Raw genomic sequence first — 13,008 nt, forward strand, 5'->3', positions numbered from 1 at the left:
TTGAACAGGGTCTCACTGAGCCTAGCGCCCATACATATAATCTACGTAGTCCAAGTAATATCAGTGCTTAGTGGATAAGTTATTGCAAGAAATTACAATATGAGCCAGAGAAAATGGCATAATATTTCTTAAAAATATTTATGTAATTGATTTTATTGCAAAAAAGTGGCCGAAGCGGTGGGGCACGATCCCACAACCTTCCCCTTAGGAGGGGGATGCTCTATCCAGTTGAGCTACGCCTCGGCAGATGAATTAGTATTGCACTAGTATTGCACTAATCCCTATAGTAGATAAGAACCAACATCTAAGCCTTAGGAGGGCCTTGTTTTATCCGTTAAACTATAGGGACTCGGGCGCAATTATACGTAGAAAAGGTGTCGCTGTTAACCCCTCGTTTTTCAACAGGTTTTAAAAGAATGGTTCAGTGATTAAAAACACGACGAGGGGAAGGGCTCGCCGTGTTGTATTTACTGAGGTTTGTCTGCTTTATCGGTATTTGCGAATAAACTCTGCCAACTGGGAACCAGAAATGAGTTTAAAGTTTTGTTGTGATGATGGCATTACATTGTGACCATCCTGCACCACTAACAGGCCGTCGGGTAGGGCTTTCCCAAGGGGGAATGAGATGGCTTCTAAACCGTCCGTTTCCGAGGTGCCATCAATGCCGGTAGCAAAATCAGGAACCACATTAAAGGTACCTAAAAAGGTGTGATCTTCGGTGGTGGTATAAATGGGGTAGCGATCATTGCCTTGACTCGATACCACCAGATAACGCTCACCGTCCACATCAAATAACGCCATGCCTTCAATATCGGCTTCCACTTTGCCGCCGACGGTGGCAATGAGCTTAGGCGCAGAAACCTGCCCACTTATGTCACGTTTCCATACGCCTACGGCTTCTTCGCCATAATATAACACCCCGTTTTCATCATCGGCCACGCAGCCTTCTGGTTGGGAAGGTACCGAGAAGGTTTCCACAAGATGGGCAGTAATCTTGGTGCCTTGGGATGTAAGCCGGTGACGTTCAACCTGTCCATCGGTATCATTGGCAAACACATCAAGGGTGTTGTTGTGCTGATAAAGGCATAAGCCGTATAAATCGTTTAATGATGAGGGCAGCTTGGAGGCGAGGCTGGCTTGCCGCGTCATGGGATCAAGGACAAAAATATCAATGGTTTTGGTGGTGCGATTGGTGGCGGCGGCAATCGCCAGTACGCCATTATCCGTTTGCCAGTGACGGCGCACATCCACGTTATTGAGTCTGCCTACAGCAAGATGCTGAAGGCGTTTACCGGATAAATCATACAGGTCCAGCCCTGACTTTTTGTCGGTGCCCAAAATGACAGAGGTTTCAGGTGCCTCGTCCAAATACCAAATGGCCGGGTCGTCAGCGGCATCGCCAAAACGGGCCACCGGATCGGTTTGTGCGAAGGCGGTAAGACTGCCATCTACCGGGTCCGTCTTGACGGCGGCTAGGCGGGGAAGTCGGGGTAAAGATACAGTATACAATGACGCCGTATTATCGTCGTAGATACCGGCAATGAGGCCATTGTTATGGGCTGTAATGCGTACCGACTCTAACTGATACTCGCCAGCTAAAGGGTAGGCAGTAAAGGTGTTGTTATCACCCACCCACAAGGCATTGTCCTTAGGCGACACGGCCACTACTGCACCTGTACTTTCCACGCCCACCCCTTCTAGGCCAGTTTGGGTTGGCGTGGTAAGCAAATCATGTCCATCACTGGCTTCAAAATGGCTATTGTATTGCCAAAGGCCGGTATGTTCATCGGCTAGGTAAAGGGTGTGCGTTTGGCTGTCCTGTTGACAAGATTTGATCCCCGTACCCACATTTACCTGACGAATATCCACCCAGGCGCTGTTGATTAAACCCTGTTGCTTCATCCGGCCGATGGTATCAATGGTGGTGACAACCAACAGGTTGTCTTGGTTCGCTAAGCACACCGCTTCAATATCGGCATCCGCCGCAGGCAGGGACGCAAGGGCGGCAAAGCGCTGCTCTTGGGGATCATAAGTAAATAAATTTATCCCGTAGGTGTCATTATTCAGGGCCCCGATGATGAGCTTGTTGTCAGCGGTAAGCAGAATATCACTTTGGCTATAGTGGCCGCCTTGGTTAGCAACAACAGACTGGTTTTCGTCGGTGATTGTTAATCCATTTGTTTCGCTGGTGACCAAGTAATAAAGTGATGATGCCACCGTCAGTGGCGTCAATTGTTGGCCGGGAAAGGAAAAGGGCTTCATTTCCTGAGGCTGCAATGAGGTGGTTGTGGGCTGGCTTGTACACGCGGTCAGAGAAAGACCTGCTAGCGTAATGGAAAGAAGTGTCGGTAGTATTTTCACAGTTAATAGGTTCCTTTAGCGGGTAACTTTGTTCTTTTTAGATAAAACTATTGCGGGTAAGTGAGCACTTACCCGCATGAATGGTTACATTTGCCAGGTAAACCCAAGTTCAAAGGTACGGCCATATTCTTCATACTGGGCATTGACATTGCGCTGTCCGAAGTAGGCATAGTAGGGTTCGTCGGTTAGGTTGACGCCGTTGAAGTAAACCAGCATGTTGTCGTTAACATAGTATTTTCCAGAGAAATCCACTTGCTGGTGATCGTCTTCCATGCGGATGAAATCCCCATCAATTTCTTCGAAATTCTCGCTTTTGTAAGTCATGGTTAAACGCAGGCTCACGGCATTATTTTCATAACCTAAGGTGAGGTTGCCGATGCGATCTGATTGATTGGGCAAACTGGTTTCAAACTTCTCACCATCCACATAGGTGGTGGCATCAGAGGTGGAAAAGGTACCGTTAGCCGACATTAAAAAGCCGTTATCAAAGGTTTTCACCCAGGACAGTTCTAGACCATGTAAGGAAGCCGAGTCACCATTGATCCCTTGCGTAACCTCATCGTAGCCTTCCCATCCTTCGGTACCGGCTACATCGGCGTAAACTACAAAGTTGTCGATGTCTTTATAGAAGTAGCCGGCAGAGATAACCCCAATGTTGCCCGGGTAGTATTCTAAGGTTAAATCGATATTATTCGCTTCATAGGGCTTTAACTCTGGGTTCCCCGCTTCAGCGGTACGCTCGGTTACAAAGCTGCCATCGTCTTCTTCTTCGGTCTTTGTTTCGATGATTTGGTAGGCCGCTACGTCTTCAAACTTGGGGCGAGAAAGGGTTTGGGTATAGGCGCCGCGGATCACCACCTTGTCATTCACGTTATAGCGCAGGTTAATGCTGGGCAGCCAGTGATCATAGTCCCGGTCGGCAGACCAGTCAGTATTGAGCACTTCTTCCTCATCGGTTTGTGCATTTTCCACTAATTCAACCCGCATGCCTTGGGTACTAAAATCAGTGCGCTCGTACCGTAAACCGGCAACGATCCGCAGGTCATCAATATCCGCCGTGACCATAGTATAAGCGGCGAAAATATCTTCATTGTTAATATAAGATGCGCCGTTAGATTCAATTTCTGAATCCAGTTCAGCCAATTCGAGGCTGTCACGTTGCTGGTTAAAGGTACTTCTTAGGGAAGCGCGGTTTAACCCATCACCGAAATCACCTAAATTGTAATCCGGTGAGGCGGCAACAAAAGCTTCCCCTGTGACGCCATCAAAATCGCCATCGTAAATATACACATTGCTGTTGCGATCTTTTTCACGGCTGCGGTATTTACTACCGAATTTTATTTCCCCCGGGTAGTCACCTAAGGAAATTTTGCGGCTAATATCAAACTTGGCACTGGTTTCCACATCTTTGGTGTAATTGTCTTCAAAGCTAATTTCATCCAGATCATAAAGGGAGAGATCCATGGCATCATCATTTTGTATCACTTGGGGAATGATGGCATTAAGATCCGCTGAAATACTGTCGTTGTCTTGTTTAAAGGTGTAGTAAAGGGCGTTGGGCTCATCTTCATCGGATTTAGCATAACCGAGTTGCCAGTCAATCAGCCAGGTGTCCAATTGATGCTCTGCGCCAGCGGCAACGGTGAAGATGGTTTGGGTTTCGTAACGATCTTTGCTTTCCCGCTCAATATCCGAGTCTTCGCCGTCAAAAGTAAAGGTATTGGCTTGGCGGTATTCATCGTCGGAAAATTTGCTGTACAAGGTGCGTATATAATACTGATTGTTAAAATCGGGGCGGTAGTCAACATTGACTGCGGTACCTAAGCGTTCCCGAGTAATGGTGTAATCCCGTTGTTCCAGCTTATCCTCGCCGTTACTTTCGATATTATCTGAACCAAAGTCCCGTTCAAACCAAGACAGTGCCGCCGCAACGCCTAAAGACTCGCTAAATTTATGGGTGACCGCAGTGGATAATTTAGGGCTGACTTTATCTACCAGTTCATTGTAACTGCCCTGAGCGGTAAATTTGGCCGTATCGGTGGGGTAATCAAAAGCACTTACGCTTTTTACTTCCACGGAGCCACCAATGGCATCGGCATCCATATCGGGGGTGACGGATTTTGATACTTCTAGGCTTTGGATCAGTTCTGAAGGAATAACATCCAGCGCCACAGAGCGCACACCGGACTCTGGGGAGGGGACATTCAATCCGTTAATGGTGACGTTGTTTAAGTTAGGATCGATGCCGCGGATCCCCACAAAGCGGCCTTCCCCTTGGTCCCGTTCGATAGATAAACCGGGTAAACGCTGTAAGGCTTCTGCGGCATTTTGATCGGGAAATTGGCCGATGGCATCGGCAGAGACAATGGAGGATATTCTGTCTGAAGTACGTTGTTGATTTATGGCTCGGGCCTGGCCGCTACGTTGCCCTTTTACTAGAATATCAGCCATGGCCTTATCGTTATCAGATAGCACAATAACTGGGCTGACAACGCCACTGTCTTTCACTTTGACTATTTGGGTGACGGTGGGGGCACCAAGATAACTCACCTCCAGGGTGTATGCCCCAGCAGTAAGATCAGTGAACCGAAAGGTACCATCGCGGCGGGTTTCGGTACTTAAATTTAGCGCCGGAATTTTTACCATGGCACCGGCAAAGACACGGGCTTGATTTTCACTGGTCAATTTTCCTTCGATATCTCCTGCCATGAGGGTGAAAGGTACGGTTGACAGTCCCGCGGCAGCTAAACAATGCAGGGTTAATTTTGATAAGCGAAGCATATGTGCATTCCTGATAACAAGATGATTGAGGTTGTGTGGGGGGCTACGCTAGAAAGCTTGGATGACAAATTGATGACTGAGATGTGACAGCCGTTGTCACAATCGGTGGAATTTGGCACTTTTTGTCGGTGAGACATATTTATGAGCCAATATGACCTGTATCTAACTTATTGTTAAATATGAAAATTGATGAAAATATCTCGTCGAAGGGCGATTTTCGACATCCGTTTGTCATAATTCTGAGCCAAAATGACCCTTTCTATGAACCTACGTTTTACGTTATCAACGTGTTTTTGCGAATTACCCTGAGGCCTTATGAATTCGGTTTATCGTGCTCGGCAAAGTCATTTGATTGGCGGCAGTATTGCGACTCAAGCGCTGGCGTTATATTTGTGTTTTTCCCATGGAATTACAAAAGCCGCAGCACAAATTGCATGGCTGGATGTGGTGGGCGAGGGAAGCGTTTTGGTTTTTGCATTAAGCTGGATCGTGGCTGCGATCGTCAGTCGCCCCCCTGGTCGAGTGACTACCTTATTGATTGTTGGCCTTAATTGCTTTGCATTTACAACGATGCTGGATTTTCTCGATGAAGTATTTAGCTATTCTCTGGCTTCCGACTGGTTAAGTATGCTGGAGTCTATTCCGGCTGCTGTGGGCATGGTGGTGATGACCATCGCCCTTGTGGCTTGGCATGGAGAGCAAAAAGCGCTGAATAAACAACTACAACGCCGAGAGTGGACGTATCGGGATCATCATCAAATTGATGCAGTAACCCAGTTATATCAGGCAGACTATTGGCAAGAACGGGTTGAGGAGCTATGTAGTCGCAAACTGACCGGATGTGCGCTTATGCTAGATATAAACGGTTTTTCTCAATTTAACCAAATTCATGGCTATCAAGAGGGAAACCGCTTTTTGCAAGAAATTGCTCGATTACTTGTGATGCATGTGCGAGAAAACGACCTCGTGTGCCGGTTTGCCGGTGATCGTTTTGTGCTGTTATTGCCCAATACGCATTTTTCCACCGCGGCTGCCGTGGCCCGACAAATTGAGGTGTCGGTACATCATTTGGCCTTTAAAAGCGGTGTGAATACCACCGCCGTATTTCAATCGGTACGCACTGCCACCCTGCGCATTGATGGAAATAAGCCGGTAGCGCAGATACTTGCAAACCTGCAAGAAATGTTAGATAAACCGCGACACCAGGCCGCATGAAACACAGTATTGTTCAACCTCATCACCTGGTAACTCATAATGAGAAAGTGATACCGGCTTACCCGATGTGTCGAGCGGTGGTTGACGTGGTCACAAGCCAGGGCATTGATCAGCATAAGCTGCTTCGTGGAACGGGTATTTTTGATACAGACATTTGTCATTCGGGGTGGGTGTCGGCAAATCAATTATCAGCCTTACTTAGTAACGTGGTGAAGCATAGTAAAAGTAAAGGTGTTGGGCTGCAGATAGGGCAAGCCCTAGCGACGTCTCACTACAGTGGGTTTGCTAAGGCGTTAGGTTACTGTCGAGATTTAACCCAAGCAAGCACCATCTTGTCTCATTATTTGTTGCAAGTATGCCCGTTGGTGGATTTTGGGGTTTATCGCCAGCCCCACGGGTTGTTGCTTACGCTGCGAAATAGCATGGGGAAAAGCAAAGGCTTCCCTCTTGCGGTGGACATTGTAATGGCCGCTTTTATTGCCCTTACCAAGCAATGGTGTGGATACCGCTTACCCATTCATTTTTATTTTCCCTTTTCTCGCCCTCGTCAACTGGCAGAATATGAAATGCATTTAGGGCGTCGATTGCACTTTGATCAACCGTGCTTGAGTATGGCCATTGATGAGCAGGGGCAAACAACAACGTTTAACCAGCATAACCCTTTTTTACTGCGGGCATCGTTACATCATTATCGTCAACATTGGTCGCAAGGATCTTTACTGGTGCATTGGGTGCGGGTCTCCATTGCTCAACATCCCCATCTAACGGTGGCTGACACCGCAGAGCAGTTGGCCATGAGTCCGGCAACCTTAAAGCGAAGGCTTAAAGAATATCAGGTTACCTTTACTGCGTTGGTGGACGAAGTTCGGCGTGAACAAGCCATTTTTTTGCTACAGGTATGTCAACTTTCCAATGCGCAAAGCGCCATTAATATGGCTATCGATGATCTTACGAATTTTCGCCGAGCGGTTAAGCGTTGGACGGGGCGTACGCCCAGTGAATTACGGCAATTAAATCCACTAAGCTTACCCATAGACAAATAGCGCTACCAGCACATGGGGTTAGCGTTTTGCTACAAAATCGTTAGGTTGAATGTTGCTTAGTAAGCCGCCGTCTGTCACTTCCACCGTGGCACTATCTACCGATGCACTAACAACCTTTACTTTAGCTGGGTACAAGTTGTATTGCAGAAACGTCATGCCTTGGGGGTCGACCACCTCGCTGGTCTTATATAGGGTTAATTCATCGCCGGGACGAATGCCATGGGCGCGGCCAATAGAGACCTGTAGCTGATTACCTGTTACCGCAAGGACCCGTCCAGTGGCAGGCTGACAAACCAATGTGTGTTCTACATCTTCAACGACATTGGTATAAAGTCGACTGATGGCCTTGCCATATTCGCTGCCCCAAAAAACCTCGCTGCTTACATCTATCTGAGCAAAGCGGTCGAAATCCCATTGCGCCTGCGTGTGATAGTTTTTCTCTAACAGCAAAGCGCCATTCATGCCATCAACCACAAATACATCCATGGCAAACTCGCGAAGTGCTTCTTCACTTTTCCAAAACGCCAACGAGGACGGGATGGTTCGTGTCAGGCTGACATCGGTAATTACGGCGGCAAGAATAAATTGTGCCCGGGTTTGCCTAGCAAGGGACGGAGCCTGAGATAATACATTTGCCCGATCCCAACGCACGGTATAAGGCTCAATGCGGCCGATGGCCACACGTTCAGACAAGGCGGACATTTGCTGTTGTAACTGCCGTGGGGCGACGTCGGTAAGTGAGTGAATTTGCCCGTCTTGGGCTTGTTGGCGGTGGGCGAGAGGAAAGTAGGTCGTTACCAGGTTTTTTTTGAATTCAGCGGCAGCACATTGGGCCGCGCGGGGAAAAATGTCTGCCCGAATACGCACCGTAACGTAATCGTCGTGCCATCTTTCATCAACTAATTGAAGATCGTTAACTTCACCGGCGGCATTGATTTGCAACCTGTCTTCTTGTAACAATCCATTGGTCAGTACCTGCACACTTTGCACTGATGCACCAGCAAACATTAATGCTTGTCTAATGGCTTCTTCGGTGGCTAGCTTTTTCGCAGCCTGCCTATCCCCTTGTGAGATCAATGCTTGCCCCTGAGCTTCAAACCAGGCGGCAGAAGTTTGCCCACAAAGTAATAGTCCCATCGCTAGCATTGCCAAATTTTTCATTAAACCGTGTTTTGTTATACCCATTTCTGTTCTCTGGCACACTAATGACGTAAGTCATGTGATAGCAAGCTGCCTGACAGGTGACGACGACTGACGCGTACCTAAGGTTAGCCTTACCGGTTAGCTTATTGATGATAAACACAGCAAATATTGTTCCTAAATTAATAGTATAAATTTTGACGCTGCTGTTAGGGCACAGTAGTTGCTAGATACGCAGAGTGCTAGGGTGCAAAATAAACGGTTTTGCCCCTCATGTTTATCATTGAAGAAGGTTCGTTATGAATAAAATTAGCCAACAACTCCTTGTGGTTATCAGTGTCCTCGGCGCTATATTGATTAGCGGCTGTAGTAGCTTGATCGATAAGCATGTGGAATGGGAAACCGTGGAGCCTGAGGAATATCCCGTTCTCAATGCCATTGGTTATGCTCCTATTACCCTACAGCGCGGAAACACCGATAACGATCGTACTTTGATGGCCATGCGAGCATCAAAACTTGACGCCTACCGTGAATTAGCCGAACAGGTCTACGGGCAGAAATTAGACGGCAGTCAATCGGTGGCGAACCTGGTGTTGCAGGATTCTCGCTTAAAAGCGTCTGTGGAAGGCGTAATTCGAGGAGCGCGGGTGGTAAAAAGTTATCCAGTTGGCGAAGATACCTATGCCACCGAGTTAGAGTTAGATATGCGTAGAGTTTACGATATTTATTTGTCGGCGACGAAGCCAAAGCGGATACGCGACGTTACCTACTATTAAGACCGTTTGTTGCTATGTTGGGGGGACGTCTACTGATTGGGATGAAAATACCAAGGTGGCAACAGATTACGCGCTGATCCCCCGCCCACGACCTGAACCTTTAGGTTTGCCACTTTTATCGTAGGTCAGTGATTCTTTCGCTCTTACTTCTAACATCAAGTTTCTTAAGTGGGTCAGACGCAATTGCCCCTGTTCTACCGCTTTTTCATTTACTTGGGTTTTGTAACGGCACTCTTCGAGCTGCTGCTTAGATTGTTCAATCATTGCATTGATATCATCAGGCACGTCTTGTGATGCCGATAAGGGTTCGAAGTGTTGGGATACCCGTTGATCAGTGAGCTGAATTTGCTCGAGGGTCTGCTCTTTTTCTTTAAGCAAGTTAATGAGCGATTCTGCGTTGCGAGAACTAATAAGGTGCAATTCCTGATCGAGCAACGCCGACAATTGAGTTAGATTGGCTAACTGTTGTTCGAGGGCTTGCTGAAGTTCATGCACCATTTATTTACTCTCTAGGGTTTTAAACCAAATACTTGCGCTTCTAAGCGGGCGATTTTTTGAGCCAGTGAATCAGCATCAATTTTATACTCACCACTTTGAATTGCTTTTTTTAGTTTATCCACTTTTTCCTGATTCACCGGTGCTTCTGTCCCTTTCTTCTGTACCTGGCTTAATTGCTGGGCAGACTGGGTCAGCGACACGGAATCCTGTCTCGGAGCCGTGGTATGTGTATTTTTTGCCGCTACGTCTTGTTGCACGGCAGTTTGTGCTTGCGACTGTTGATTATTCAACTTCGCATTGTCAATGGGGGCCTTAGGGCTGCCATTGTTTACATTATTAATTGCCATATTGATTTTCCACTACCAATAATACCTCGTTTAGTTTATCGGCAGATTGCTTCGCAACTTTAGCCTAATTTACTAATTTTTTTAGGCAGTAGCCTACAGATTGACTATCACGGTTTGGGTGCTGGCCACTTCGGCGATAATCGATTTTCGCGACGATGCGTTAAGCACTTGAATATTATCACCAATTACGCCGTCTTGCTGGGCTATCCCCGCGGTTTTTACCTGCATGCCAGCGGCGTTAGCGCTTATTGTAATACGATCGCCCTTACAAACAAAGCACAGCATATTACCTTGAATGGCTTGTCCTTGTCTCACGCGCCGTTTCATGCGAGCACCAATCAGTGGCGTAAGGTCGGTATAACTGGTATGACGAATAAGATTAACGTCAACTTCTGAGAGCGTTAAGTTTTGCGCACTTAGCACCGTGCCTGGACTTATCATGCCAGCGGTAACCACCACCGTTCGGGTGCGGGCGATCCTGCCATTGGTAAACAAATACCAATTACTGCTTGGGCAACTTACCCGCACAGAGACATAGCTTTGAGACAGTGCCCCTTCATCGGCCTGGTAGTGATAACCGCTATCACAATGTTGTATTTGAATGCGTTGGTCGATGGGCAGTACGGTTATTTGAACATTATCATTTTGAAACCGATCGCCAATAGCCGCGCGTAGATACTGCTCAGCCCCTTCTTGTAATTGCTGACGCAATTGGTCAGAAGACTGTGCAAATACCTGAAAACTGACTATGGTTATGAGCAGAGCAACGACACCAAGGTGGCGTCTTTCTCGTTTTTTTGTATTTGAATATTGAATCTTTTTCTTCATTTTCACTTTTTCGTGTTCACCTGAACGCAATTTGACTATGATTAATAACAGTATCTGACGGGTCGAAGATGTCAGCGTCACTTTTTTGGCGATTCTACTTCAAATCATTAAGTGATATTGTCAACGCAATGTTCGTGCCCAAAATTTATATAGAGGTGAGGTATGTCTGGAATTCTTGATTCCGTTAATCAGCGTACGCAGTTAGTGGGGCAGAATCGACTAGAACTGTTGCTATTCAGACTGAATGGTCGTCAGCGTTTTGGCATTAACGTGTTTAAAGTGCGTGAAGTGTTGCAGTGTCCTCCATTAACGCGGATCCCCAAATTGAACTCGTTAGTACGTGGTGTGGCCCATATCCGAGGCCAAACCATTTCGGTGATTGATTTGAGTATGGCCACCGGCGGGCGCAAAATCGAAGATTTAGATAACGCGTTTATTGTGATTGCCGAGTACAACCGTTCGGTACAAGGCTTTTTGGTGGGTGCCGTTGAGCGCATTATCAATACCAATTGGGATACCATCATGCCACCACCACAAGGGACAGGTAAGGCGAGTTACTTAACTGCGGTTACCCAAGTGGAAAATGAGTTGGTGGAGATCCTCGATGTTGAGAAAATTCTCAATGAGATATCGCCCCTTAAAACGGACGTGAGTGCTGAGGTAGCTTCGGGTTTAGATACATCAGGCAGCAAGGATAAAATGATTTTTATTGCCGATGATTCCTCGGTAGCAAGAAGCCAGGTGAAAAAGGCGCTTACGGCGCTAGGCCTAGAAATCGAAGTGGCTAAAAATGGCCTCGAAGCACTCAATAGATTAAAAGAAATTGCAGCTGAAACCGGCGATGTGACCGATAAAGTTGGGGTGTTGGTGTCTGATATTGAAATGCCAGAAATGGACGGCTATACCCTAACGGCGGAAATTAAGAACACGCCTGAGTTACAAAAGCTGCATGTGGTGTTGCATACGTCATTAAGTGGTGTATTTAATCAGGCTATGGTGCAAAAGGTTGGGGCAGATGACTTTATTGCTAAGTTCCATCCTGATGAGCTTGCCACGGCCGTGAATAAGTGGCTTAAAGATTAAGCTTTTGAGGCGTTATTAGCTTGAAAAACAAAGATGTGTCTGCAGACAGTTATCGTCAATTCGGTCAGTTTCTGCAACAGCAATGCGGCATTTCTCTTGGCGAGAACAAACAATACTTGGTTCGCAGCCGACTATCGTCGGTGATGCACGAGTATCACTTTGACTGTATTGATGCCCTTATCTCGGCAACCGTTCGAGGGGCTAACCGACAGCTCCTTCAGGCCGTGCTTGATGCTATGACCACTAACGAGACATTATGGTTTCGTGACAATTACCCTTATGAGCTGCTGGTAAAAACCATCTTACCGGAACAGGCGACAAAAAAACGTCGGTTACGTGTCTGGAGCGCCGCTTGTTCGTCCGGCCAAGAACCTTACTCTATTGCCATGTCAGTGTTGGAATTTCAGCGGCAAAAAGCCCAATTGCGTGGTGGTGTTGAAATTGTCGGCACTGATCTGTCCTCTAAAATGCTGGAAAAGTGTGACAAAGGTGTTTACGACGAGTTGTCGCTAGCCCGGGGTTTATCCGCTGAACGGCGACAACGCTATTTTACCGCCAACAAAGATGGGCTGCTGCAAGTGAATCGCGATGTGAGAAACATGGTGTCGTTTCGTAGTTTAAATCTGTTACATAGCTATGGAAGCTTGGGTAAATTCGATATCGTTTTTTGCCGCAATGTACTGATTTACTTTCCGGCAGAAGTGAAAGCCCGAATACTGCAACAAATTGCCGCTCAACTGCAACCGGGTGGCATTCTCTTTCTCGGTGCGTCTGAATCCATAGGCAGCGCCGACAAGCTCTTCTCTATGGTGAAATGCCATCCAGGCCTTTATTTTCAGCGTAAAGCCTAAGCGTTTCCGGTTATCTACCTAGCGTCAAAAATACTTGGCACTTCCTTTGCTTTAACCTTCGGTAAGGTCAACTTTATAGCAACTG

At 47.0% G+C, this 13,008-nt stretch carries 11 protein-coding genes and 1 tRNA gene; 5 read left to right on the plus strand and 7 right to left on the minus strand.

Annotated features, from left to right (window positions below; all coding sequences use genetic code 11):
• Positions 1-166: 166 nt before the first annotated feature.
• From KO501_RS06715 to KO501_RS06725, 3 genes are all read right to left on the minus strand, one after another.
• Positions 167-243: transfer RNA gene (locus KO501_RS06715), tRNA-Arg, on the minus strand.
• A gap of 243 nt (positions 244-486) precedes the next feature.
• On the minus strand, positions 487-2,361 hold the full coding sequence (locus KO501_RS06720) for a phytase (RefSeq protein WP_216028862.1): 1,875 nt from the start codon (positions 2,359-2,361) through the stop codon (positions 487-489).
• Between the two features lie 84 nt (positions 2,362-2,445).
• Positions 2,446-5,142 carry a TonB-dependent receptor gene (locus KO501_RS06725; RefSeq protein WP_216028863.1) on the minus strand — a complete coding sequence of 899 codons (2,697 nt, stop codon included), beginning with the start codon at positions 5,140-5,142 and terminating at the stop codon, positions 2,446-2,448.
• A gap of 315 nt (positions 5,143-5,457) precedes the next feature.
• On the opposite strand from KO501_RS06725, the gene KO501_RS06730 reads away from it, so the two are divergent.
• Together KO501_RS06730 and KO501_RS06735 are read left to right on the plus strand one after the other, a co-directional pair.
• Positions 5,458-6,357, plus strand: a complete 900-nt coding sequence (locus KO501_RS06730; RefSeq protein WP_216028864.1) for a GGDEF domain-containing protein — start codon at positions 5,458-5,460, stop codon at positions 6,355-6,357.
• A complete protein-coding gene (locus KO501_RS06735) occupies positions 6,354-7,400 on the plus strand; it encodes an AraC family transcriptional regulator (protein WP_216028865.1) in 1,047 nt (348 codons plus the stop codon). The genes KO501_RS06730 and KO501_RS06735 overlap by 4 nt, the downstream gene beginning before the upstream one ends.
• Positions 7,401-7,418: 18 nt before the next feature.
• On the opposite strand, the gene KO501_RS06740 is transcribed toward KO501_RS06735, so the two are convergent.
• Entirely contained in the window at positions 7,419-8,585 is a 1,167-nt protein-coding gene (locus KO501_RS06740) for a flagellar assembly protein T N-terminal domain-containing protein (RefSeq protein ID WP_216028866.1), read from the minus strand.
• 254 nt (positions 8,586-8,839) lie between these two features.
• Here KO501_RS06740 and KO501_RS06745 point away from each other — a divergent pair, with 254 nt between their 5' ends.
• Positions 8,840-9,316, plus strand: a complete 477-nt coding sequence (locus KO501_RS06745; RefSeq protein ID WP_216028867.1) for an LPP20 family lipoprotein — start codon at positions 8,840-8,842, stop codon at positions 9,314-9,316.
• Positions 9,317-9,382: 66 nt separating this feature from the next.
• Here KO501_RS06745 and flgN read toward each other — a convergent pair whose 3' ends face one another.
• The 3 genes from flgN to flgA all read right to left on the minus strand — a co-directional run bounded on the left by flgN (position 9,383) and on the right by flgA (position 10,989).
• Positions 9,383-9,814 (minus strand): flagellar export chaperone FlgN, encoded by a 432-nt coding sequence (gene flgN, locus KO501_RS06750; protein ID WP_216028868.1) that lies wholly within the window; start codon positions 9,812-9,814, stop codon positions 9,383-9,385.
• 11 nt (positions 9,815-9,825) lie between these two features.
• Complete coding sequence (gene flgM, locus KO501_RS06755; RefSeq protein WP_216028869.1) at positions 9,826-10,161, minus strand: flagellar biosynthesis anti-sigma factor FlgM; 336 nt, start codon at positions 10,159-10,161, stop codon at positions 9,826-9,828.
• Between the two features lie 93 nt (positions 10,162-10,254).
• Positions 10,255-10,989, minus strand: coding sequence for a flagellar basal body P-ring formation chaperone FlgA (flgA, locus tag KO501_RS06760; RefSeq protein ID WP_216028870.1), 735 nt, complete (start codon positions 10,987-10,989; stop codon positions 10,255-10,257).
• Between the two features lie 162 nt (positions 10,990-11,151).
• Here flgA and KO501_RS06765 point away from each other — a divergent pair, with 162 nt between their 5' ends.
• Together KO501_RS06765 and KO501_RS06770 are read left to right on the plus strand one after the other, a co-directional pair.
• Positions 11,152-12,072, plus strand: a complete 921-nt coding sequence (locus tag KO501_RS06765; protein WP_216028871.1) for a chemotaxis protein CheV — start codon at positions 11,152-11,154, stop codon at positions 12,070-12,072.
• Between the two features lie 20 nt (positions 12,073-12,092).
• Positions 12,093-12,923 carry a protein-glutamate O-methyltransferase CheR gene (locus KO501_RS06770; protein ID WP_216028872.1) on the plus strand — a complete coding sequence of 277 codons (831 nt, stop codon included), beginning with the start codon at positions 12,093-12,095 and terminating at the stop codon, positions 12,921-12,923.
• Positions 12,924-13,008 lie beyond the last annotated feature (85 nt).

Source organism: Alteromonas sp. C1M14 (assembly GCF_018860965.1).
Lineage (GTDB): Bacteria > Pseudomonadota > Gammaproteobacteria > Enterobacterales > Alteromonadaceae > Alteromonas.